Origin of the sequence: Actinomycetospora sp. CA-053990 (assembly GCF_050948445.1) — a bacterium.
Classification (GTDB): Bacteria; Actinomycetota; Actinomycetes; order Mycobacteriales; family Pseudonocardiaceae; genus Actinomycetospora; species Actinomycetospora callitridis.
Genome location: NZ_CP192043.1, coordinates 6,192,068 through 6,214,486, shown reverse-complemented (window position 1 = coordinate 6,214,486; position 22,419 = coordinate 6,192,068). Strand labels below are relative to the sequence as shown.

The 22,419-nt window shown below is 74.1% G+C and carries 19 protein-coding genes; 14 read left to right on the top strand and 5 right to left on the bottom strand.

Annotated elements, in window-relative coordinates; all coding sequences use genetic code 11:
- Nucleotide 1: 1 nt before the first annotated feature.
- Both ACQPYN_RS31600 and ACQPYN_RS31595 read right to left on the bottom strand, forming a co-directional pair.
- Nucleotides 2-1,297, bottom strand: a complete 1,296-nt coding sequence (locus tag ACQPYN_RS31600) for a DUF4032 domain-containing protein (RefSeq protein ID WP_433031490.1) — start codon at nucleotides 1,295-1,297, stop codon at nucleotides 2-4.
- Nucleotides 1,294-2,331, bottom strand: a complete 1,038-nt coding sequence (locus tag ACQPYN_RS31595; protein ID WP_433031487.1) for a LacI family DNA-binding transcriptional regulator — start codon at nucleotides 2,329-2,331, stop codon at nucleotides 1,294-1,296. Before ACQPYN_RS31595 ends, ACQPYN_RS31600 begins: the two co-directional genes overlap by 4 nt.
- 226 nt (nucleotides 2,332-2,557) lie before the next feature.
- On the opposite strand from ACQPYN_RS31595, the gene ACQPYN_RS31590 reads away from it, so the two are divergent.
- The 4 genes from ACQPYN_RS31590 (at nucleotide 2,558) to ACQPYN_RS31575 (ending at nucleotide 6,945) form a co-directional block, all read left to right on the top strand.
- Nucleotides 2,558-3,829: an extracellular solute-binding protein gene (locus ACQPYN_RS31590; protein WP_433031484.1), complete on the top strand. Its 1,272-nt coding sequence runs from the start codon at nucleotides 2,558-2,560 to the stop codon at nucleotides 3,827-3,829.
- 70 nt (nucleotides 3,830-3,899) lie between these two features.
- Nucleotides 3,900-4,847: a carbohydrate ABC transporter permease gene (locus ACQPYN_RS31585; protein WP_433031481.1), complete on the top strand. Its 948-nt coding sequence runs from the start codon at nucleotides 3,900-3,902 to the stop codon at nucleotides 4,845-4,847.
- Between the two features lie 3 nt (nucleotides 4,848-4,850).
- Nucleotides 4,851-5,684, top strand: coding sequence for a carbohydrate ABC transporter permease (locus ACQPYN_RS31580; protein WP_274188993.1), 834 nt, complete (start codon nucleotides 4,851-4,853; stop codon nucleotides 5,682-5,684).
- 28 nt (nucleotides 5,685-5,712) lie between these two features.
- Complete coding sequence (locus ACQPYN_RS31575) at nucleotides 5,713-6,945, top strand: ABC transporter ATP-binding protein (RefSeq protein WP_433031477.1); 1,233 nt, start codon at nucleotides 5,713-5,715, stop codon at nucleotides 6,943-6,945.
- Nucleotides 6,946-7,460: 515 nt separating this feature from the next.
- Here the strand turns inward: ACQPYN_RS31575 and ACQPYN_RS31570 are convergent.
- A complete protein-coding gene (locus tag ACQPYN_RS31570; RefSeq protein WP_433031474.1) occupies nucleotides 7,461-8,432 on the bottom strand; it encodes a hypothetical protein in 972 nt (323 codons plus the stop codon).
- Complete coding sequence (locus ACQPYN_RS31565) at nucleotides 8,429-9,781, bottom strand: sodium:proton exchanger (protein WP_433031471.1); 1,353 nt, start codon at nucleotides 9,779-9,781, stop codon at nucleotides 8,429-8,431. Before ACQPYN_RS31565 ends, ACQPYN_RS31570 begins: the two co-directional genes overlap by 4 nt.
- 221 nt (nucleotides 9,782-10,002) lie before the next feature.
- Between ACQPYN_RS31565 and ACQPYN_RS31560 the strand changes: the two genes are divergently transcribed.
- The 3 genes from ACQPYN_RS31560 to ACQPYN_RS31550 all read left to right on the top strand — a co-directional run bounded on the left by ACQPYN_RS31560 (nucleotide 10,003) and on the right by ACQPYN_RS31550 (nucleotide 12,672).
- Nucleotides 10,003-10,869 carry a mechanosensitive ion channel family protein gene (locus ACQPYN_RS31560; RefSeq protein WP_433031468.1) on the top strand — a complete coding sequence of 289 codons (867 nt, stop codon included), beginning with the start codon at nucleotides 10,003-10,005 and terminating at the stop codon, nucleotides 10,867-10,869.
- 74 nt (nucleotides 10,870-10,943) lie between these two features.
- Nucleotides 10,944-11,849, top strand: coding sequence for a serine hydrolase (locus tag ACQPYN_RS31555; protein WP_433031465.1), 906 nt, complete (start codon nucleotides 10,944-10,946; stop codon nucleotides 11,847-11,849).
- A gap of 10 nt (nucleotides 11,850-11,859) precedes the next feature.
- Nucleotides 11,860-12,672, top strand: coding sequence for a serine hydrolase domain-containing protein (locus ACQPYN_RS31550; RefSeq protein ID WP_433031462.1), 813 nt, complete (start codon nucleotides 11,860-11,862; stop codon nucleotides 12,670-12,672).
- Nucleotides 12,673-12,827: 155 nt separating this feature from the next.
- Here ACQPYN_RS31550 and ACQPYN_RS31545 read toward each other — a convergent pair whose 3' ends face one another.
- Nucleotides 12,828-13,559: a YaaA family protein gene (locus tag ACQPYN_RS31545; protein ID WP_433031459.1), complete on the bottom strand. Its 732-nt coding sequence runs from the start codon at nucleotides 13,557-13,559 to the stop codon at nucleotides 12,828-12,830.
- Between the two features lie 35 nt (nucleotides 13,560-13,594).
- Here ACQPYN_RS31545 and ACQPYN_RS31540 point away from each other — a divergent pair, with 35 nt between their 5' ends.
- The 7 genes from ACQPYN_RS31540 (at nucleotide 13,595) to ACQPYN_RS31510 (ending at nucleotide 22,348) form a co-directional block, all read left to right on the top strand.
- Nucleotides 13,595-14,491 (top strand): hypothetical protein, encoded by an 897-nt coding sequence (locus ACQPYN_RS31540; protein WP_433031456.1) that lies wholly within the window; start codon nucleotides 13,595-13,597, stop codon nucleotides 14,489-14,491.
- Between the two features lie 24 nt (nucleotides 14,492-14,515).
- Nucleotides 14,516-17,896, top strand: a complete 3,381-nt coding sequence (locus ACQPYN_RS31535) for a hypothetical protein (protein WP_433031453.1) — start codon at nucleotides 14,516-14,518, stop codon at nucleotides 17,894-17,896.
- Nucleotides 17,806-18,660, top strand: coding sequence for an SbcC/MukB-like Walker B domain-containing protein (locus ACQPYN_RS31530; RefSeq protein ID WP_433031450.1), 855 nt, complete (start codon nucleotides 17,806-17,808; stop codon nucleotides 18,658-18,660). Before ACQPYN_RS31535 ends, ACQPYN_RS31530 begins: the two co-directional genes overlap by 91 nt.
- Entirely contained in the window at nucleotides 18,657-20,186 is a 1,530-nt protein-coding gene (locus ACQPYN_RS31525) for a TIGR02677 family protein (protein ID WP_433031447.1), read from the top strand. The genes ACQPYN_RS31530 and ACQPYN_RS31525 overlap by 4 nt, the downstream gene beginning before the upstream one ends.
- Before the next feature lie 70 nt (nucleotides 20,187-20,256).
- Nucleotides 20,257-21,417 carry a TIGR02678 family protein gene (locus ACQPYN_RS31520; RefSeq protein ID WP_433031444.1) on the top strand — a complete coding sequence of 387 codons (1,161 nt, stop codon included), beginning with the start codon at nucleotides 20,257-20,259 and terminating at the stop codon, nucleotides 21,415-21,417.
- A 78-nt stretch (nucleotides 21,418-21,495) separates the two neighbouring features.
- Complete coding sequence (locus ACQPYN_RS31515) at nucleotides 21,496-21,891, top strand: ArsR/SmtB family transcription factor (protein WP_433031441.1); 396 nt, start codon at nucleotides 21,496-21,498, stop codon at nucleotides 21,889-21,891.
- Complete coding sequence (locus tag ACQPYN_RS31510) at nucleotides 21,872-22,348, top strand: SRPBCC family protein (protein WP_433031438.1); 477 nt, start codon at nucleotides 21,872-21,874, stop codon at nucleotides 22,346-22,348. Before ACQPYN_RS31515 ends, ACQPYN_RS31510 begins: the two co-directional genes overlap by 20 nt.
- The last annotated feature ends 71 nt before the right edge of the window (nucleotides 22,349-22,419 follow it).

The window sequence follows — 22,419 nt, the reverse complement described above, 5'->3', positions numbered from 1 at the left end:
CTCACCAGTCCGGCGGCACCGGCGGGACGGCCGGGTCGGGGGCGACGATCGGGATGTCCGACGCGGTGTCGGCGACGAGCGCGCGGGCGACGGAGTCCGTGGGCGCCCGCTCGGCCAGCGCCTCGAGCGCCCGCTCGGTGCCGACGTCCGCGCCGGCCTGCTCGGAGAGCAGCCAGCGGACCTCGAGCAGGTCGCAGTAGGCCTGCACCGCCGTGTCGACGTGGCGCACCGCGGCGTGCGCGCGCCGCATGCCGGGGGTGAGGACGTCGTGCAGCCAGCTCGCGATCGCCTCCCCCTCGGTGACGCGCCGGGACTGGTCGCGGCTGAGCGCCCGCTGGTGGGCGCGCAGGTCGCCCAGCAGGATGCGGGCCTGGCCCTCGCCGACCTCGAGCCCGGTCAGCTCCTTGAGGTACCGGGCGTGGTGGGTGCGGTCGCCGACGGCCATCCGCAGGCGCACCAGGCCGCCGCCCTCCCCGGTGTCCCCGGCCGGGGCCAGGTTCACCTCGTCGACGATGTAGCCGAGGTCGTTGAGCTCGCGGACCGTCCCCTCGACCCGGTAGCGGTCGCCGAAGGCGAACTGCGGCATCGCGTGCAGCGCGTTCCACAGCGCCTCGTAGCGCTCGGGGAGCGCCATCGCCTCGGCGATGAGCTCGTCCTCGATCTCGGGGGGACGACCGAGGCTCGCCGCGAGGTCGACCATCCCGGACGCCACGTTCTCGACGAGGATCTCCAGGTCCTGGGCGCGCTGCCCGTCGGAGAGCGACGGGTGCACCTCGCTGGTCTCGGCGTCGACGAGCCGGGCGGCGTAGAGCTGGCCGTCGCGGGTGAACAGCGTGTTGGCCAGCGAGCAGTCGCCCCAGTAGACGCCGTGGCGGTGCAGCTCGACGAGCAGGCCGACCATGGCGTCGAAGAGGCGCGCGCGGTGCGCGGGCCGGTTCGGGGGCAGCCGCGCGATGAGGCGCCGGTACTGCCAGGACCCGACGAGGTAGCGGGTCAGCAGGATCGCGACGTCGTGGTCGGGCTGGGTGACGAGCCCTGCCGGGCGCACCGCCGGGAGGCACTCGACCTCGAGGTGGCGCAGCACGTCGAACTCGTGGCGCGCGATGCGCGGCGGCAGCTCCTTGAGCGCCCAGAGCGTCCCGTCGGCCTCGACGAACCGCACGAGGTGCCGGCTCGGTCCGACGGGGAGCTCGCGCAGCGGCACCGTGGCCGCGTCCCACTCGCCGAGGGGGCGTTCCCACGGCAGGGCGAGCAGCTCCGGGCTCGGCGCCCGCAGGCGCAGGTCGGGCGCGCTCACCGCGGGGCCGCCGGGGGCGAGGTGGTGCTGCGCAGCACCAGGCGGGTCGGCAGGGTCACGGCCTGCTGGTCGATCTCGCCGCGCAGGGCGGCCTGCACGAGCTCACCGGCACGCCGGCCCTGCTCGCGCACCGGTTGGGCGACGGTCGTGAGGTCGGTGAGCGCCGCCAGCGGGTGGTCGTCGATCCCGATCACCGACAGGTCCTCGGGGACGCGCAGGCCCGCGCGGCGCAGCGTGCGCACCGCGCCGAGGGCGATCTCGTCGCTGTGGGCGAACACCGCGGTCGGCGGCGAGCGCAGGCCCAGCAGCCGCGCCATCCCGTCGGCACCGCCCTCCCCGTCCGCAGGCACGGTGACGACGAGGTCCGTGTCCGGCTCGATGCCCGCGTCGTGCAGCGCCGCCTCCCACGCCGCGCGCCGGCCGTCGGGCCGCCCGGTGTCCTCCACGTCGATCATCCCGATCCTCCGGTGCCCGAGGTGCAGGAGGTGGTCCATCGCCTGGCGCCCGGCGATGTGCTCGTCGACGGCGATCGACGGGTAGGGCGCGACCCGCCCGCCCGCGGCGACCACGGCGACGTCGAGGGACGCGAGACGGGCGTGCTCGGTCTCGTCCACCGGCGTGAGCACGACCACCGCGTCGACCTTCCGGCGCGCCGGCAGGCGGGCGAAGAACGCCGCGCGCTCCTCGGGCCCGCCGACGCGGAAGAGGACGAGGTCGAGGTCGGCGGCGCGCAGCTCGCCCTCGAGACCCTCGAGCAGCTCGCCGAAGAACCATCGCGACGGGTGGGGGACGAGGACGGCGACCCGTCCCGTCGGCCCGCCCGCGAGCCGGGTGGCCTCGGGGGAGGCGACGTAGTCCAGCTCCTCGGCGGCGGCACGGACGCGTTCCCGGGTGGCGGCCGCGACGTGGGGTCCGTCGCCCAGGGCTCGCGACGCCGTCGCCGCCGAGACCCCCGCGTGGCGGGCCACGTCGTCGAGGGTCACGCGCGCCGCAGGGCGCAGCGGAGCCTGCGCACCACTCGTGTCCCCGGTCACAGGCGGAGCATGGCACGCGGCTGGAAGCGGTTCCAGACGCCAACGGGCGCACTGCGTCGCACGTCCGAGCACATTGCCCCAAACGTCACAGGGTCATCAGACGGTCGCTCTGAGCGCTTGACTTGTGAGACCCGGGTCACCAGTCTCCCCCCGGAAGCGCTTCCATCGCCCGTGCTGGGGAGGGGATGACCGAATGGGCCACCCACGACGACGACTGCGGTGGTCCATGACCGTCGTGGTCGCGGTCATGGCCGCTCTGGTGTCGGCGTGCAGCTCCGGCCCGGCCGGGCCGCCGGTGCTCACCTGGTACATCAACCCCGACGACGGGGGCCAGACCGAGATCGCCGCGCGCTGCACCGCGGCGTCCAACGGGCGCTACACGATCGCGACGTCCACCCTGCCCCGGCAGGCGTCCGAGCAGCGCCAGCAGCTCGTGCGCCGCCTCGCGGCCAACGACTCGTCGATCGACATCATGAGCATCGACCCGCCCTACGTGCCCGAGTTCGCGCAGGCCGGCTTCCTCGCGCCGATGCCGCCGGCCGTCGAGGCCGCTGCCCGCGAGGACCGGTTCCCCAGCTCGATCGAGGCCTCGACCTGGCAGGGCCGTCTCGTCGCCGTGCCGTTCTGGGCCAACACCCAGCTCCTCTGGTACCGCAAGTCCGCGGTCGCGGGGATGGGTCTGGACATGAGCAGGCCGGTGACCTGGGACCAGATCATCCAGGCCGCCTCGCGGGCCCAGACGCAGATCGCCGCGCAGGGCGTCCGGGGTGAGTCGCTGACGGTGTGGGTCAACGCCCTCGTCGAGTCCGGTGGCGGCTCGATCATCACGAACGTCGGCGAGGAGGACCCCGCGCTGGTCCAGCTCGGCCTCAACGCCCCGCCCGGCATCGAGGCCGCGCGGATCCTGCGCGAGTTCGGCGACGCCGGTGTCGCCCCGCCCGGGTTCCCGACGGCCGACGAGGACACCAACGCGGAGTCCTTCCAGTCCGGCTCGGCCGCGTTCATGGTCAACTACCCCTTCATCTGGGGGAAGGCGAAGTCCGCCGTCGAGGAGGGCACGCTGCCCCAGTCGGTGCCCGACGACTACGGGTGGACGATCTACCCGCAGACCACGCCCGACCGGCCCAGCGCGCCGCCGCTCGGTGGCATCAACCTCGGGGTCGGCGCGTTCAGCGAGCACCCGGACCTCGCCTACGAGGCGACGACGTGCATCTCCAGCCCGGCGAACTCGTCGTACTACTTCGTCTCGAACGGCAACCCGTCCTCGCGGCCCTCGGTCTTCGACGACCCGGAGGTCCTGGCCGAGTTCCCGATGGCCCCGGTCATCCGTGACTCCCTCGCCCTGGCCAAGCCGCGGCCCCAGACCCCGTACTACGCCGAGGTCTCCGGCGGCATCCAGCGGACCTTCCACCCGCCGGGCGCGGTGACCCCCGGCGCGACCAACGAGGCGGCGACGTCGCTCATCACCGCGGTGCTGAGGAAGGAGGCTCTGCTGTGATCCCCCGCAACGACCGCTACCGCGGTCACTCCTGCGTCGCGCCCGCGGCACCGTCGGACGGGGGTGGCCTGTGACCACGCTGGAACGTCCTCTCAGCGCTGCTGACCCGACCGCGGGCAACCGCAACGACAAGTCGCGGGCCGAGCGCCGGCTCGGCTGGTACCTCGCAGGCCCCGCCTTCGCGGTGATGCTGCTGGTCACGGCGTACCCGATCGTCCAGGCGATCTACGACTCGCTGTTCGACTACCGCCTCACCGACCCGGAGAACTCGTCGTTCGTCGGCCTCGGCAACTACGGCGTCATCCTCACCGACTCGGTCTGGTGGACCTCGTTCGGCGTCACCGTCTTCATCACCGTCGTCACGGTGGCGGTCGAGCTGGTCCTCGGCTTCGGGCTCGCGCTGGTGATGCTCAACGCGCTGCGGGGGCTGCGGCCGGTCCTGCGCACGGTCATCCTCATCCCCTACGCGGTGATCACGGTGGTCTCCGCCTTCGCCTGGCAGTTCGCGTTCAGCGTCGACTCCGGGTTCGTGAACTCCTGGTTCTCGTGGGTCCCGGGGGTCTCGGCGACCACCGACTGGTTCGGCACGCAGGGCCTCTCGCTGTTCGTGATCTGCCTGGCCGAGATCTGGAAGACCACGCCGTTCATCTCGCTGCTGCTCCTCGCGGGCCTGGCGCAGGTGCCCGACGTGCTCCAGGAGGCGGCCAAGGTCGACGGCGCGACGGCGTGGCAGCGGCTGCGGCGGGTGACGCTGCCGAACATGAAGGCGGCGATCATGGTCGCCGTCCTCTTCCGCACCCTGGACGCGTTCCGCGTCTTCGACTCGGTGTTCGTCATGACGGCGGGGGCCAACAGCACCGAGACCGTCTCGTTCCTGGCCTACCGCCAGACGATCGAGCGTGTCGAGATCGGGCTGGGGTCCGCGGTGTCGGTGCTGTTGTTCCTGTCGGTGGTGCTGATCAGCGCGCTGTTCATCAAGGGCTTCAAGGTCGACCTGTCCCAGGCGCGAGGGGAGTAGACGGTGTCCACCCGCGAGAAGGTCGGCTGGGGAATCGGCGGCCTGATCATCATCATCTACTGCCTCTTCCCGGTGGCGTGGATCGTGTCGCTGTCGTTCAAGTCCTCCGACGACATCGCCAACGGGCAGTTCCTGCCCACCGCGTTCTCCGGCGCGAACTACGAGCAGATCCTCGTCGGCGACGCGGCCGGACTCTTCCTGCCGGCACTGGTGAACTCGTTCGGCATCTGCCTGATCGCCACGTTCATCTCGTGCCTGCTGTCGATGTTCGCGGCCTACGCGATCGCGCGCCTCGACTTCCCGGGCAAGAAGATCATCCTGTCGACGGCGCTGGCCGTCGCCATCTTCCCGGTGATCTCGATCGTCACGCCGCTGTTCAACCTGTGGCGCCAGATCGGGCTCTACAACACCTGGCCGGGCCTCATCATCCCGTACCTGTCGCTGACCCTGCCGATCTCGATCTGGACGCTGTCGGCCTTCTTCCGCGAGATCCCGTGGGAGATGGAACAGGCCGCCCAGGTCGACGGGGCGACGCCATGGCAGGCCTTCCGCAAGGTGATCGTCCCGCTCGCCGCGCCCGGCGTGTTCACGACGGCGATCATCGCGTTCTTCCTGGCCTGGAACGACTTCGTCTACGGCATCTCGCTGACCTCGACCGAGGCGGCGAGACCGGTGCCCGCGGCCCTCGGTCTGTTCTCCGGTGCCTCGCAGTTCGAGTCGCCGAACGGCCCCATCGCCGCCGCGGCGCTCATCGTGACGATCCCGGTGATCGTCCTCGTCCTCCTCTTCCAGCGACGTATCGTCGCCGGTCTGACCAACGGCGCCGTGAAGGGCTGACTCGTCTCAAGAAAGGACAAGGAGTGGCATGGCCTCGATCGAGATGAGCCACATCGTCAAGAAGTACGGCGACGGCTTCCCCGCCGTGAACGACGTGAGCCTCGACATCGCCGACGGCGAGTTCATGATCCTGGTCGGGCCGTCGGGCTGCGGGAAGTCGACGCTGCTGCGGATGATCGTCGGGCTCGAGGACATCACCTCGGGCGACATGGTCATCGCCGGGAACCGCGTCAACGACAAGGCGCCGCGCGACCGCAATCTGTCGATGGTGTTCCAGAACTACGCGCTCTACCCGCACCTGACCGTCTACGAGAACATCGCGTTCCCGCTGCGCCTGGCGAAGGTGTCGGACGACGAGGTCCGCAGGCGGGTCGACGAGGCCGCCGACGTCCTCGAGCTGCGCGAGCACCTCGAGCGCAAGCCGGCCAACCTCTCGGGTGGTCAGCGCCAGCGTGTCGCCATGGGGCGGGCGATCGTCCGCGCCGCCGACGCGTTCCTGTTCGACGAGCCGTTGTCGAACCTCGACGCGAAGCTGCGCGGCCAGATGCGCACCGAGATCGCGCGCCTGCAGCGCCGGCTCGGCATCACGACGGTCTACGTCACCCACGACCAGACCGAGGCCATGACCCTCGGCGACCGCGTCTGCGTGCTGCGCAAGGGCGTCATCCAGCAGGTGGCGTCGCCGCGCGAGCTCTACGAGCAGCCCGTCAACCTCTTCGTCGCCGGGTTCATCGGCTCGCCGCCCATGAACTTCCTGCCCGCGTCCGTGTCGGGGAACGCGCTGCAGACCCCGTTCGGCGCGATCGAGCTGGACGAGGAGCGGGCGAAGAAGATCAGCGGCCACGACCTGCTGCTCGTCGGCATCCGCCCTGAGTACTTCGAGGACGCGAGCCTCGTCGACGAGGCCAAGAAGCCGCGCGGGACGACGTTCACCGCTCGGGTCGACGTCACCGAGTGGCTCGGCGACGCCCAGTACGCCTACATCCCGTACGAGGCGCCGGCGGACGTCACCGAGCAGCTCAAGGAGCTCTCCCGCGAGCTCGACTCCGACCAGCTGCGCACCCAGGCCGTCGTCTCGATCGACTCCACCAGCCGCATCCGCGAGGGCCGCGAGGCGGAGTTCTGGCTCGACACCCGCAAGGTGCACGTCTTCGACCCCAAGACCGGCGAGAACCTCACCCGCGACGCCGAGGCCGGCCGCAGGCTGACCGAGGAGGCCGCCGAGGACCGGATCGAGCAGGTGGAGCGGGCGAAGGTGTGAGCCGCGCACACCCGGTCGTGCGGGGGCGGTAACCCCGGGGGCCGGGGGCGCGATGGGTCGTCATGGCGGAGATCCGTTCGTGGGCCGTGGCGGCGCTGGCCGTCGCGACGCTGGCCGTCGGCGTCGGTGCCGGCACCCAGATCGTGAGGACGAGCGAGGCGCCGGTCGCGCCCGTGGTGGCGGTGGCGCCCGCCGCCGTGCCGACCACCACGGCCGTCGCCCCGCCGTCGACGACGCCCACCGCGGTGCCCGCGCCCACGACGACCACCACGGCCACGTCCCCGCGGTCGTCGACGTCCCGGCCGACCACGACCCGGAGCACCCGGACGACGCGCATCACCGTGCCTCGGACGACCGCGGAGGACGAGGGACCGGTGGTCTTCGGACAGTCCGCCGCCCGGGCCTACCGGCAGTGCGTGCGGGCGACGAACTCCCCCCGGGCCGACCGCGTGCCGGGCCCTCGTCGACGCGGGCGGGCGCGGCGAGTGAGGCCCGTGCACCCCCGAGAGCACGGCTCAGAGGCGGTGCCAGGCCTGGGCGAGCTGGGAGGCGATCGGGGTGACGACGCGCCGGTCGTTCCAGTAGTACGGGTGGGCCAGGGGCGTCCATCCGAGCCACCACGGCCCGACGCCGACCCGACGGTCCTCACGGACCGCACGCGCCCAGGAGTCGCTCAGCGGCCGCAGCGGTGAGGCGATGACGTCGTCGGGGTCGTAGACGTTGACCCACTCGCCGCGCTGGTCGGGGTGGTGCTCGGCGAACTCCGGGTGCGGCACCGTCAGCGGGACGCCGAAGTCCGGGTGGCGCTGCGCCCACAGGGCCAGCGGGCTGCCGAGCGTGTAGAACCAGCCGAACGTCTCGCCCCGTTCGATCGGGGTGTCGTCGAGGGCCGCCCGGGCGCCGGGATAGAGCGGGGTCCCCTGCGCCACGCCCTGCAGGTCGTAGAGGAAGTCGCTGGAGACGACGCTGCCGAGGCTGTGCCCGAGCACCGCCAGCGGGGCGTCGTCGCCGGCCTTGAGGGCGAGCTCGTGCAGGCTGCGGGCGAGCACGGTCTGGACCTGCTCGTAGTGCCCCGTGCCGTCGGTGCCCGAGTGGTAGGCCACGGCGTCGCCCAGGTAGTGCACGATCAGCCAGCGCAGGGTGGGGAAGTGCGCGTTCTCGAGCCCGGGAAGCCAGCGCAGGCCCGCCGTGGACGCCGCCGCCAGCAGCGCGGGCGTCGAGCCCTGGCTGGCCCGCGCGGCGAGCGCGTCGAGCATGTTCAGCAGCCACTTCGCCCCGGGACCGCTGAGGCGCTCGCTCAGCTGCTCCTGCCCCGATTCGAACACCGGCGCCCAGAACGCGGGCTCGATGACGAGCGCCTCGTCGGCGGACACCCCCGCGATGCGGGTGAACTCGGAGCGCAGGAGCTCGGTCGCCCGGGCGGCGTACTGCTCGCCCGCGCTCTCGACGCCGTGCACGAGCATCACGGCCAGCTTGCGGTCGCTCATTTCGCCTCGGTCAGGTCGGCGTACGGGGTGCGCAGGCCGTCGCGCACCAGGCTGACCAGGGCCCGGCGGTGCCGGACGAACAGCACGATCGCGGCGATCAGGTAGACGGCGGAGAGCACCAGCAGCTCGAGCTCCTGCAGGGGCGGGGGCAGGGTCGCGGCGAGGACGAACTGCGCGAGGAAGAGCCCGAGCAGGCTCAGCGCGCCGACCACGGTGATCGACAGCGTCACCAGCAGCGCCACGGCGAAGAGCGACTGCGCCGCGGTGATGAGCAGCTCCTCGCGCTGCATCGCGTCGATGGGCAGGCCGTTGAACGAGCCGGCCGAGAGGGCGAACACCACCGGCAGCGTGCCGACGAGCAGCGACCACTGGTTGACCTTCGACGACACCAGCGTGGCCAGCGCGTCGGTGGTCTTGAGACGCCAGGCGTAGAGGCCGGCGACGAGCAGCTCGGGCGCCTCGGACGCCAGCGGGGCGAGCCACTGCACGAGGAAGAACTGGCTGATGCCCAGCTCGGTACCCGTCTCGACGAGCGACTCGGCGAAGGGCTCGGCGCACAGCAGGATGATCACCGCGGCGACGACGAAGAGCCCGATGTAGCCGGTGCGGCGCTTCGGGGCGTCCATCCGTCCGACCCAGGCCGACGGGCCGATGAGATCGGGGTCCTCGGCGGGCGCCTTCGACACACGGATGCTGTAGAGCACGAAGATGCCGACGAGGACGACGGTGTCGACGAGCGTGATGCTCACGCGCAGCGGCAGGGTCAACGAGTAGAGCGTCGCGATGAGCAGGAACACCAGCGGCACGGAGTCGGTGCGCAGCAGCGTCACCTTGGTCGGGTGTCCCGGCTGGTGCGAGGTCCCGGCGCCGCCGTCCTGCCCGGCGTCGGCGCCCCCGCGGCGCAGCCGGATCGCGGCGAGCAGCACGACGAGCGCCCACCCGACGCCGACGAGGATCCGGTTGGCGCCGGTCATGTTGGCCAGCGCGAGGCCACAGGGCGACTGCTCCGCCGAGCCCGGCGGCAGACACGTCGGCCCGTACTGGGCGTAGGCCTCGCCGCCCTGGATGGTGAAGACGAAGTCGACGGCGTACTCGGGCAGCACCGCCACGAGCGCGAGGAGCGCGATCGCGAGGCCCGCGGAGATGTCGACCTGCGCGGCCTCCGCGGCCCAGGACAGCAGGAAGGCCGCACCGATGATCGCCAGGCCGAAGAGCAGGGCGTCGACCGGTGGCGACAGCGAGATGCCCGCGACGTGCAGGACCAGCCCGGGTACGGCGGCCACCACGGCGGCGGCGACCAGGACGGGGGATCGGTCGCGGCGGGTCGTACCCGCGCTGCTGGTCGCCATGTCCGGTTCTCTACCCCGCTCCCGACTCCCACACCCGTTCGACGCGCCCGTTTCGTGCGGGACCCGCGCGTGACGAAGGGTGCCTGATGCCCGGATCGGCCTGACACGCGCGTGTGCCCAGGTGGTTTGCGACGTGCCGGATCGTCCGGCACGGTGCGGTGCCGGCATCTCCAGACCAGCGCTCCCCGCTGCTGTGCTCCCCGCTCCCCGAGGTGGTCGCCGTGCCGTTCGCCCCTGCCCTCACCGTCGACGCCCTCGTCCAGATCGGCGTCACCGTCGCGATCATCGTGCTCGTCGCCGTGGTCCTGCGCTTCGTGGTCAACCGCGTCATCGGGCACGTGGCCGCCGGTGCCGGTGTGCCCGGGATGCTCAGCCTGGTGCGCCGGCGTCGCGGCGTCAGCGACGCCGACCGCATCGAGGCCTTCGGGTCCGCCCGCCGGGCCCAGCGCGCCCGCACCGTCGGCTCCGTGATCCGGAACGCCGCGACGATCCTGATCTTCGGCACCGCGTTCATGATGGTGCTGGGCCAGTTCGGCGTGAACCTCGCGCCGGTGCTCGCCTCCGCGGGCGTGCTCGGGCTGGCCATCGGGTTCGGTGCCCAGAACCTGGTCAAGGACTTCCTGTCCGGGATCTTCATGCTGCTCGAGGACCAGTACGGCGTCGGCGACCACGTCGACCTCGGTGACGCGGTCGGCACCATCGAGCGCGTCGGCCTGCGCACGACGACGGTGCGCGACGTCACCGGCATGGTCTGGTACGTGCGCAACGGCACGATCGAGCGCGTCGGCAACGGCTCGCAGGACCACGCCGTCGCCGTCGTCGACGTGCCGCTCGCCCTCGACACCGACATCACCCGTGCCGCGGCGACCGCCGAGGAGGCGGCCACCGCCGGGATCGACGAGCACGGTCACGGCCAGGACGTGCTCCAGAAGCCGCAGGTGCTCGGGGTGGAGTCGCTGTCGTCGTCGGGCATGACGCTGCGCCTCATCGCGATGACCAAGCCCGGGCGCCAGTGGGCGGTCCAGCGGTCCATGACCGAGCACGTCGTCGCCGCCCTGCGCGCCGACGACGTCGTCCTGGCGGCGTGACGCTCATGTGACATCGGTGGCTCCGGCCGTGTGTCGGCGCGCGGAATTCACCTGATCGGGCGGAGGATGATCGTGTGCCCGCCGGCCGATCACGCCTCGCTGCCTCCGTGCTCGTGGCCTCGGCCCTCGTGGCCGGATGCTCGTTCGCCGGACCGCGGCCGGCGGCGGCCCCGGTGCCTGCCCCGGCGCCCGGCCCGGTGGTGACGGCGACGACGCCGCCCACCACGACCCTGGCCCCCACGCCGTCGCGGGCCCGGGCGGCCGTGGACGCCACCACCTCCGCCGGGCAGGAACGCGACGACGTCACGCTCGGCGTGGCCGTGCTCGACCGCAGCACGGGCCAGATCACCACGAACGACCAGGGCGACACCCAGCTGCGCGCGGCCTCGGTGGCCAAGCTGTTCACGATCGCCGACATCCTGTCGCGCCGCGAGGCGGGCCAGGTGACGACCAGCGCCGACGACGACGAGCGCATCCGGCGCGCCCTGAGCCTCAGCGACGACGAGGCGATGAACGGCCTGTGGTCGCGCTTCGGGGGCGAGGAGGGCGTCGTACGCATCGCCGCGCAGCTGGGCCTCACGCAGACCCGGCCGCCCGAGCGCGTGGGGCAGTGGGGCGAGGTGGAGACGTCGGCGCGCGACGTCGCCACGGTGTACGTCTTCGTCCTCACGCGCCTGAGCCCCGCCGACCGCGACCTCGTGCTCTCGGGCCTGGCGGGGGCGCAGGACACCGCCGCGGACGGGTTCGACCAGGCGTTCGGCCTGCTGGACCCGGACCGCCGCGGCGCCGCGGCCGCCAAGCAGGGCTGGCTGTGCTGTCTGCAGTCGAGCATCGACCTGCACTCGACGGGCCTGCCCGACGTCGACGGCCGCTACGTCGTCGTGCTGATGTCGAATCAGCCGCTGGGCTACGACGCCGGCAAGTCCCTGCTCGACGACGCCGCGGGCGCGGTCCGGGACGCGCTCGCCGACGGACCCTAGGCTCCCGCGGGTGCAGAGCCTCGCCCTGATCGACGACTGGCCCGTCGAGCACGCCGCCGCCGGCGTGGTGACCGCCGACGGCACGGTGCGCGGCACCCGCGGGGACGGCGCCCGGCGCTTCCCGCTGGCGTCGGTGACCAAGCCGCTGGTGGCCTACGGAGCGCTGGTGGCGGTCGAGGAGGAGGCGATCTCCCTCGACCAGCCCGCCGGGCCCGAGGGCTCCACGGTGCGCCACCTGCTCGCCCACACCTCGGGGCTCGCGTTCGGCGAGCACCGTTCGGTCGCCGAGGTCGGCGCGCGGCGGCTGTACTCCTCGGCGGGCTTCGAGGTCCTGGCCTCGACGATCGAGGAGGCGACCGGCATCGGCTTCGCCGACTACCTGCACGAGGCGGTGCTCGAGCCGCTCGGGATGACGTCGACGACCCTCGACGGCTCGCCGGGCCACGGCGCGACCTCGACGCTCGACGACATGCTCCGCCTGGCCGCCGAGCTCCAGGCGCCGACCCTGCTCCACCCGTCGACGCTGGCCGAGGCGACGTCGGTGCAGTTCCCGGGGCTCAACGGCACGATCCCGGGCTTCGGGCACCAGAAGCCCAACGACTGGGGCCTGGGGTTCGAGCTGCGCGACGGCAAGTCCCCGCACTGGACGGGGACGGCGAACTCCCCGCGCACCTTCGGCCACTTCGGCCAGGCGGGCACGTTCCTGTGGGTGGACCCGGACGCCGGCGCGGCCGCCGTGGCCCTGACCGACCGCGACTTCGGCGACTGGGCCAAGTCCGCCTGGCCGCCCTTCTCGGACGCGGTGCTGGCCGACCTGCACTGAGTGCAAGCCGGCGTGGGGCGTGCCAGCGTGGGGACCATGCTGACGTTCAACGTCAGGAAATCCACCACGATCTTGAGCGATCCGGCCAGGCCGGGCCGCGGCGCGAGGCTGGGGGCTTTCTGACGTCTGACGTCAGCATGGCCCCCAGGCTGACATCAGCGCGGGACGACGAGCACCAGCGCGTGGTCGGAGGCCTGTTCGACGCGCAGGCCGGCGTCGCGCAGGAGCGCGAGCACCCCGCCGGCGTCCTTCGGGCGGCGCCGGGACGAGGCGAGGATCCGGGCGGCACGGCCCTTGTGCGACTTGTTCGCGTGGCTGACCACCGTGCGCGAGCCGTCCGCCGCCTCGCTGTGCACGTCGAGGGTCACCGCGCCGCGCGCCGGGCCGAGCGCGGCGTAGGGACCCGAGCGCAGGTCGACCACCAGATCGTCGGCGTCGGCGAGCAGGGGCATGAGCTCCGGGCGCCACAGCGTCCGCAACCCGTCACGGCCCGGCAGCGCGCTCCCGCCCGAGAGCCGGTAGGCGGGGATCGGGTCGGTGCCCCCGACCAGCCCGAACAGCGCCGAGCAGACGAGCAGGCGACGTCGGGCGGCCGCAGTCAGCGACGCCGGGTCCAGCGCGTCGTAGAGCACCCCGGTGTAGCGGCGCAGCGCCGGCGCCGTCGGTGCGGTCCACAGGGCGGCGTTGCGCGCGATCTCGTCGTCCTGACGCTCGGAGATGTCCAGCGCCGCCCGCGAGGCCGGCAGGTCGGCCGCGAGCGCGACCACCTCGTCGACCAGCACCTTCCGCGTCGGGTTCAGCGACGGGAACGAGAGCGCGTCGAGGTCGAGCGGGCGCCCGCGCCCACCGGGCGCCTTGGTCTCCGACGGCGGCAGGACGACGAGCACGCCAGCACGGTAGCCCGACCGCGACAATGACCCCGATGACCACCCGCGGGTCCGACGCCTGGCGCGACGAGGTGCTCGCGTGGGTCACGGAGACCACCGGCCTGCGCCCGATCGGCGAGGTCGAGCAGCGCCACCGCGCCTGGTCGACGGTGCTGCGCATCCCGACGGCCGAGGGCCCGCTCTGGCTCAAGGAGCCCGCGCCGGGCATGGCGCACGAGGTCCCGCTGCACGACCTGATCGCCCGCCTCGCCCCGGACGCCGTCGCGACCCCGCTCGCGGTCGACGACCGTCGGCTCCTGCTGCCCGACCACGGCCCCAGCGTCCGCGACACCGCCGTGGACCCCTCCGACGCGATGACGGCGGCCCTCCCGCGCTACGCCCGCCTGCAGCGCGCCCTGGCTCCGCACCTCGGCGACCTCCGGGCCACGGCCGTCCCCGACGCCACCCCCGGCGCGCTGGTCGACCGGTACGACGAGGCCGTCGCAACGATCGGAACGCGAAGCGACGACCCCCGCGCCCTCGTCGCCGGCTGGGCGGCGGAGCTCGACGGGACCGCCGCCCCGACCGTCGACCACCAGGACCTGCACGTCGGCAACGTCCTGGTCGACAGGCGCTTCGCCGACTGGGGCGACGCCGTGCTCGCCCACCCGTTCGCCAGCCTGCTCGTCGCGCTGGGCTCGCTGCGGCGCACGCTGCAGGTCGCTGCGGACGACCCCGCGATCACCCGTCCCCGCGAGGCCTATCTCGAGGTCTTCGCCGACCTCGCACCACCCGAGGAGCTCCGGCGGCTCGCCGAGACCGCCTGCCGGGCCGCCGTCGTCGCCCGCGCCCTGACCTGGCAGCGCGGTGCGGCCGGCGATCCACGGTTCGTCGACACGCCCCGCGAGGTGCTCGCCCTCGTCGGCGATCCCGACTGGCTCGCGGGCAAGTAGGACCCGCTCCGTACCCTCGTCCGGGTGCCCGCTGACGATCCCGAGCAGCGCTGGAGGCCCTCCCGCGCCGGCATCCTGAACGTCTACCAGTACCAGGACGAGGTGCTGGAGTTCGCCGGCGGACGCCTGCTGCTGCGCGGCGTCAACGGGTCGGGCAAGTCGACGGCGATGAACATGCTGCTGCCGTTCCTGCTCGAGGCCGACGTCCGGAAGATCGACGCGGCGGGCGAGCAGCGCGGCGTGCTGCGCAGCTGGATGCTGTCCGACCACGACGACACGCAGCGCACGGGCTACCTGTGGATCGAGTTCGAGCGATGCGCCGCAGGAGGAGACACCGAGTACCGGACGGTCGGTTGTGGCATCCGGGCCAACCGCAGCACCGACCGCGTCGCCACCTGGTGGTTCTCCACCGACCGCCGGGTCCGGATCGACCTACGGCTCACCGAGGCCGACGTCCCGTTCTCCATCGACGTGCTGCGCTCCGAGCTGGGCACGCGCGGGCAGGTGTTCACGTCCACCGCCGAGTACCGCGCCGAGATCGCGCGGCGCTTCTTCGGCGGCGTCGACCCGGGCGCGTACTTCCGGCTGCTGCACCAGGTGCGCAACCCGCGCGTCGGCGACCGGATCGACACCGACCTGCCGCGCACGCTGCGCGAGGCGCTGCCGCCCGTTCCCGAGGACGCGGTGCACGACGCTGCGCAACCGCTCGAGGACCTCGAGGACCACCGCCGCAACGTCACCGACCTCGCGCGCACCGCCGAGGCGCTCGACGGCGCCGTCGAGACCTATACCGACTACGCCCGGCGCGTCCTCGCGGCCGCGGTCGACGACACCGCGGGCACGGTCGACGCCGCCCGCACCGCCGCCCGGCGCCTCGAGCGCGACCGGGGCGGCGTCGAGAAGGCGACGGCCGCGCAGACGACGGCCGCGACGGTGGTGACCGACCTCACCGACGACCACGCCGCGGCCACCGCGGAGCGCGCCGGCCTCGCGGCGCTGCCCGAGTACACGGCGCACGCCGACCTCGTGCGCCGCCGCGACGAGGTCGCCCGCGCCGACGCCCACACCGCGACCCTCGACGGCCACCGCGCCCGTGCCCGCGACCGCGTCACCGCCGCCGCCTCGGCCGTGGCCGCCGCGCGCGGTCAGCTCGACTCCGACCTTGCCGGGGTGGCCGACGGGCTGCGGGCGGTCGCGGCCGCGGCGCGCGCGGCGTCCGCCCCGTCGATCGCCGCGACGCTCCCCGACCCGCCGACGCCGGCCACCGAGCCGCGGCGCGACGAGGCGGGCGAGACCACGGTCGACGTGCCGCAGGACCCGGAGGACGACCTCACCGCCCACCTCGCGGGCCCCCTGACCGCCGTCGGCGACGCCCTGCGCACCCACCGCACGACGGTGCGCGACGTCGCCGAGCGCGCGAGCGGTGCCCGGCGCGCCACGGAGACCGCCGAGGCTGCGGACGTCGCCGCCGCCGACGCGCTCGCCGCGCACGAGGCCGCCGCCGAGCAGGCGGCGGCTGCTCGCCGGGCCGCGCGGGCCGCCGCCGACGAGCACGCGGACGCCGTCGCCGGCTGGACCCGGCGTCTCGCCGAGCACGTCGCCGCCCTGCCGCCGGCCGAGCCGGACGGGAACGCGGGCTGGCTCGCCGTGCCCGCGACGGTGGACGACGAGCCCGACGACGACGACCTGCGCCGCGCCGCCGAGGCCCGGCGGGCCCGGGCACGGCAAGCCGCCGACGACCTGACGGCGACGCTCACCCAGGCGCGGACCGTCGCCGCCACCCGCGTCACCGACGTCGAGGCCGAGCTGTCGCAGTGGCGCGCCGAGCACGCGCGGGTCGAGGACGCCGGCGAGCTGGCGCTGCCGCGCGCGCCCTGGCGCACCGACGACGACGTCCCCGACGGGACGCGGTTGGCCTCGCTGGTCGACTTCCGCGACCACCTCGACGACGCCGAGCGCGCCGGCCTCGAGGCGGCCCTGGAAGCGTCGGGGCTGCTCGCCGCGGCCGTCGACGCCTCCGACGGCACGGGGACGCTGCGCATCGGCGACCTCACGGTGGGCCCGTCGGCCTCCGCCGGCGGCACCGCGCTCGACACGCTGCTGGCGCCGGTCGACACGGGCGAGGTGCCGGTCGAGGCCGTCGCGGGGGTGCTCGGGGCCGTGGGTGTCGGTGTCGATGGCGGAGCCGGCCCGGTCCACGTCGCCACCGACGGCACCTTCGGCCTGGGCCCCCTGCGCGGACGGCACGCCAAGCCCGCCGCGGAGCACGTCGGGGCGGGTGCCCGCGCGCAGGCCCGGGCGCGGCGTCTCGCCGAGCTCGCAGCGCTCGTCACCGACGCTGAGGCCCGTCGCGACGCCGCGCGCGCGACCTCCGACGCCCTCGACGCGCACGCCGCGACACTGCGCCGGCTCGTCGCGGAGCTGCCCGGCACGCGCGGGGTGGACGACGCCGTGGCCGCCGCGACCGGCGCCGTCCGCTACGCCGAGGGCGCCGAGGCCCGCCACCGCGAGCTGACGGCGTCGGCGACCGACGCCCGCCGCCGCGCCGACGACGCCTGGGCGGCGCTGTCCCGGGCCGCCGCCGAGGCGGGCGTGCCCACCGACCCGGAGCGGCTCGACGGCCTGCTCGAGTCCGTGGTCGACGCCGAGCGTGCGCTCGCCGGCGTGGACTCCGCCCGCGACCGTGTCACCCGGACCGCGCGCTCGTGGCGCGAGGCGATCAGCGCCTGGGAGCGGGACGCGGCCGACCACGCGACCGCCGTCGGCGAGCACCGCGCTGCCGCCACCCACGGGGCGTCGGTCCGCACGGAACTGTCGACGATCGAGGAGTCCCTCGGCGAGGAGCCGGCCAAGGTCGCCGCGCGCGTCGGCGAGCTCGACGACCGCCTGCGCGAGGTCGCCGGGCAGCTCGAGGGCGCCCGCGAGCAGCAGACGGCGGCTGCGGTGGCCGTGTCGAAGGCCGAGATGACGCTCGAGGAGTCCCGCCGCGCCCTCGACGAGCGCCAGGGGCGGCGCGCGGGGCGCGGGGACGTCTGGTCGACGCGGCCGCGGTGCCGGGGCTGCTGGCGGCGGCGGAGCGGTCGACCGAGCCGGCCGGGGACGCCGACGACGCCGACGAGGACGTCGCCCCGGAACCCCTCCCGTCCGTCGCCGACACCGTCGAGGGCGCCGAGGAGCTCGTCGCGGCCCTGCGGGCGCGGCTTCCCGCGCCACGCCGGGCCGTCAGCGAGGACGCCCTGGAGAAGGCGCTGCGCACGGCCCGCGACGAGCTGGCCAGCGGCTGGGACATCGAGAGCACCCGGTCCGCGGACGGGATGCCGCTCGCGGTGCACGTCAGCGGGCCGTCGCGGGCGGTGCTCGCGCAGATGGTGCACCGGGTCGCGGTGCAGCGCCGCCGGGCCGTGAGCCTGCTGTCGGCCCAGCAGGACCAGGCGCTGCGCAACCTGCTGCACGGCCGGATCGCCCGCGAGGTCGCCGACGCGCTGTTCTCGGCGCGCGAGCTGGTCGACCGGATGAACCGCATCCTCAAGGGCGTCACGTCCAGCCAGGGCATCGGCGTGCGGCTCGACTGGCGCCCGCGCGGCGACCTCGACCCGGAGACCGCGACGGCGCTGGAGCTCCTCGGCAAGCACCCGGACCTGCGCAGCCCCGACGAGGACGACCAGGTGCGCGAGGCCGTGAAGACGCTCGTCGAGCAGGCGCGCACCCACGATCCCGAGGCGTCGTACCGCAGCGTCATCGGCGAGGTCCTCGACTACCGCACCTGGCACGAGATGCGGCTCTACCTGCGCCGGCCCGGGCGCAGCGACGAGCTGCTGACACGCCGGACGACGCTGTCCGAGGGCGAGAAGAAGCTGGTCACCGTGCTGCCGATGGCCGCCGCGGCCGCGGCGAGCGCCGCCGCGCACGACCCGCACGGCGTGGGCGCACCGCGGCTGGTGCTGCTCGACGACGCGTTCGCGAAGGTGTCCGAGGACAACCACGCCAAGCTCTTCGGCCTGCTCGTCGACCTCGACGTCGACTTCGTCGTCACCTCCGAGCGGCTGTGGGGCACGCACCCGAACGTGCCGGCGCTCGCGATCACCGAGGTGCTGCGCGACCCGGAGCTGCGGGCCATCGCGCTCGTGCACTACCGGTGGGACGGGGCTTCCCTGGAGGTCAAGGCATGACGGGAGACATCGAACTCAGCACGCCGATAGGGGAGCGGAGCTCGACCCATCGACCCGGCGTCCGGACCTCCGTCTTCGCCTACGTCACCGAGTCGCCCGAGTACCGGGCGATCCTCACCGTCTTCGCCGGCACGTTCTTCGCCGAGCTGACCCCCGCCGAGGTCACGGCCCGGCTCGCGGAGGTGGGCACGGAGCTCGACGAGTCGACGGTGACCGCGCGCCTGGAGGCGCTGCGGGGCTGGGGCAACCTCGAGGTGTCGGCGTCGGTGGGCCAGGTCGGCACCGTCGAGGACTACTACCGGCGCCGCAACCGCTACCTGATCACGCGCGTCGGGCAGGAGGTGCACGACGTCGTCGAGGGTGTGCTCTCGCAGGTCGACGACGTGCGCGACGTCTCCCTGGGCCGCCTCGACCAGCTGCGGGAGGGGCTGTCGGCCCTGGCCGCTCTCGACGCTGCGAGCGCCCCGCCCGGTCGGCTCGCCGAGGCCGTGCGCGCGGTGTTCGACCCGCACGTCGCGTTCTCCGCGGAGATCACCCAGTTCTTCGCGGCGATCAACCAGTGGCAGTCGCGGTTCGACCTCGACGAGGACGAGTTCGCGTTCTTCTCCGAGGTGCTCGTCGGCTACGTCGGCGAGCGGCTCGAGGCGCTGCGCCGCCGGGCCCGCCCGGTCGGCGCGCTGCTGGAGACGGTGCTGCCGCGCGTCCCTGTGATCGTCGACCGGGCGGCCGACGGGCTCGCGGCCCGGGTCGCGGCGGCGGGGCTGTCGAGTGTGCGCGTGCGCCGGGAGCCGGGTGCGGTGGAGGCCGACTGGGAGAACCTCGCGTCGTGGTTCCTCGGCGCGCCGGGGCGCCCGAGCCGCATCCAGGTGCTCGAGCGGGACGCCGTGGACGCCGTCCGCACCCTGACCCAGAACCTCACCCGGCTCTCGCGCAGCGGCACCGCCGGGGCGTCGCGGCGCGCGGACTACCTGCGTCTCGCGCTGTTCTTCGACCGCAGCGATCCCGCCTCGGTCCACGAGATCGCGGCCGCGGCGTTCGGGCTCGCCGGCGCCCGGCACCTCGGGGGCGCGGGCGGCGACGACACCGACCCTGTGGACGCCGCGATGTCGTGGTGGGACGCGCCGACCGCGCAGGTGCCGGTTAGCCTGCGCGAGCGCGGCGACACCACCAGCCGCGGGCGCACCAGCCGCGTGCAGGACCGCAGTCAGGAGCGCCGCCACCTCCTGGCTCGCCGTGCGGAGGCGGAGAAGCGCGCCGCCGCCGCCCGCGCCGAGCTGGTCGAGGCGGGGGCCGAGGGGTTCACCGCGCGCCTGTCCGAGCCCGCCCTGCGCGAGCTCCAGCGCGTGCTCACCAGGGCCGTCGCCGACCTCGGCCCGGCGTTGTCTCCGGGCGCCTCGGGCACCGTGATCCTCGACGGCGTCCGCTGCACCGTCGCCCGCGCGCCCGGGACCTCGACCAGCGTGCCCACCCACGCCGGCGCCCTGCGCGTCCGCGACCTGACCCTGACCGTGGAGCCGGCGCCGTGAGTCTCGCAACGAACGCGCTGTTCGCTGCTTCTACGCGCGCCAACTCCCCGTTGATCACGGGGTGCGCGCCGTGACCACCGCCCGCTCCGACCCGCAGCGCGACGGCGAGCTCGTCGCCGCGACGCGGGCCCTGCTGACGCGACCCTGGCGCACGGCGGAGGCGGACCCCGAGATCGTCGCGTTGGTCCGCCGCCACGCCGACGCGCTGGACGCGTGGTTCACGCAGGAGCTGAACTACCGCCTCGTCGTCACCGCGGACACCGCGCGGCTGGTCAAGGTCGGGCACGTCCCCGCCGACCGGCCGCTGCGCACGATCTCGACGACGCCGCGCGCCTTCACGCCGTCGGAGTACACCGCGCTCGTCCTGGTGCTCGCGACGACGACCTCCGGCCCCGACCGCACCAGCCTGCGGGACCTCGTCAACGGCGTGCACTCCGCGGCCGCCGAGGCCGGCATCGTGATGGACACCGACACCGCGTCGCGCCGGGCACTGGTGACGGCCCTGCGCTGGCTGATCGCGCACGGGATGGTGCGCGAGCTCGACCGCGGCGTGGGCCTCTACGAGCACGACGCCGGCGCCGACGCGCTGCTCGAGGTCCGGCAGGACCGGATGGCGCTCCTGCCGGTCGGCGCGGTCGCGGGTGCCGAGACGCCCGCCGACCTGCTCGCCCGGGCCCGCGCCCGCGGGTCGGCGTCGACGGCGGCGCGGCGTCGGCTCGTGGAGGACCCCGTGGTCCACGCCGACGACCTCGACCCCGCACGGTTCGCCGAGCTCCGGCGGCACGCGGGCGACGAGGCGCGCCGGATCGAGGCGCGCACCGGGCTCGTCGTCGAGGCCCGCGCCGAGGGCTTCGCCGCGCTCGACGTCGACGGCGGCTGCTCCGACGTCGCGTTCCCGGGATCGGGCACCGTCGCGCACGCCGCGCTGTTGCTGGTCAGCGAGCTGATCTACCAGTTCCGGCCGGCCGAGGACCCCGAGTCGATCCCGTGGCCGTCGGTGCGGGAGGTGCTCACGGAGCTGGTCGGCGAGTACGGGCGGTACTGGTCGAAGGCGGCGATCGCGGACGGCGACCGCTTCGCCGTCGACGTCGTCGGGCTGCTCGAGGCGATGCGCCTGGTCTCCCGGGGCGCCGAGGGCTCCCTGCGCGTCCTGCCCGCCGCGGCGCGCTACGCCCCCGAGGTCACCGTCGCCGACGGTGACGACGAGGAGGAGCAGCCGACGCTGCTCTGAGGCTCAGCGGCGGTCTGTCGCTGACGTTGAGCGTCCGTATCGCCACGCACTCGCGGGCGACGTGTAGCTGGACGGTTAATGAAGGATCTGGTTACATATCGCACCGTGTTCCCCGCTGATGCGCTCGCGGACCCGGTGCGCCGGGCGATCCTCGAGCGCCTGGCCGACGGGGAGGTCGGGGCGGGCGAGATCGCCGCGGCCTTCCCGGTGAGCCGCCCGGCGATCAGCCGCCACCTGCGCATCCTGCGCGAGGCGGGGCTGGTGTCGTCGCGGGTCGCGGGTCAGCACCGCATCTACCGACTCGACCGGCGTCCGCTCGCGGAGCTCGATGCCTGGTTGCAGCGTTTCCGACCGCTCGAGAGCGCCGGCCCCGCGAGCCGGCTCGACGCCCTCGACACCGAGATGCACCGCGGCCGGCGTGCCCGCCGGGCCGCCGCCGACGAAGGAGACCGTCATGACCGCACCGCCGGCTGAGACCCGCACCGACCCCGACGGCACGACCACGCTCGTCTGGCGTCGCGAGTACCCCGACCCCGTCGACGACGTGTGGGCCGCGATCACCGACTCCGAGCGCCTGGGCCGGTGGATCGGGACCTGGACCGGCGAGCCCCGCGTCGGCGGCACCGTCGCGTTCACGATGACGGGCGAGGCGGACGCGGGCGGCGAGGTCGCCGAGCCCGCCGACGTCCGAATCCTCGCCTGCGAGCCGCCGCGCCACCTCGTCCTCGAGTTCCCCGAGAGCGAGGAGCGCTCCTGGCACCTCGACCTCACCGTCGAACCCCACGGCGACGGCGCGGTGCTCCTCTTCGCCCAGCGCCTCGCGGACGGCCTCAAGCGCGAGGACGTCGAGAGCGGCTGGCGCTGGTACCTCGACCGCCTCGAAGCGAGCCTGCACGGCACCCCGATGCCGAACTGGGACGACTACGCCTGAGGCACGGGGTGTCTCAGCCTGGGGGCCATGCTGACGTTCAACATGAGGAAAGCCCCCCGCTCGTCTGCCGG

Bases quoted from the DNA above. Each gene is read 5' to 3' on its own strand.
- ACQPYN_RS31565 (WP_433031471.1), bottom strand. From the start codon at position 9,781: ATGGCGACCAGCAGCGCGGGTACGACCCGCCGCGACCGATCCCCCGTC.
- ACQPYN_RS31575 (WP_433031477.1), top strand. From the start codon at position 5,713: ATGGCCTCGATCGAGATGAGCCACATCGTCAAGAAGTACGGCGACGGC.
- ACQPYN_RS31570 (WP_433031474.1), bottom strand. From the start codon at position 8,432: ATGAGCGACCGCAAGCTGGCCGTGATGCTCGTGCACGGCGTCGAGAGC.
- ACQPYN_RS31510 (WP_433031438.1), top strand. From the start codon at position 21,872: ATGACCGCACCGCCGGCTGAGACCCGCACCGACCCCGACGGCACGACC.
- ACQPYN_RS31525 (WP_433031447.1), top strand. From the start codon at position 18,657: ATGACGGGAGACATCGAACTCAGCACGCCGATAGGGGAGCGGAGCTCG.
- ACQPYN_RS31540 (WP_433031456.1), top strand. From the start codon at position 13,595: ATGACCACCCGCGGGTCCGACGCCTGGCGCGACGAGGTGCTCGCGTGG.
- ACQPYN_RS31530 (WP_433031450.1), top strand. From the start codon at position 17,806: ATGCCGCTCGCGGTGCACGTCAGCGGGCCGTCGCGGGCGGTGCTCGCG.
- ACQPYN_RS31515 (WP_433031441.1), top strand. From the start codon at position 21,496: ATGAAGGATCTGGTTACATATCGCACCGTGTTCCCCGCTGATGCGCTC.
- ACQPYN_RS31590 (WP_433031484.1), top strand. From the start codon at position 2,558: ATGACCGTCGTGGTCGCGGTCATGGCCGCTCTGGTGTCGGCGTGCAGC.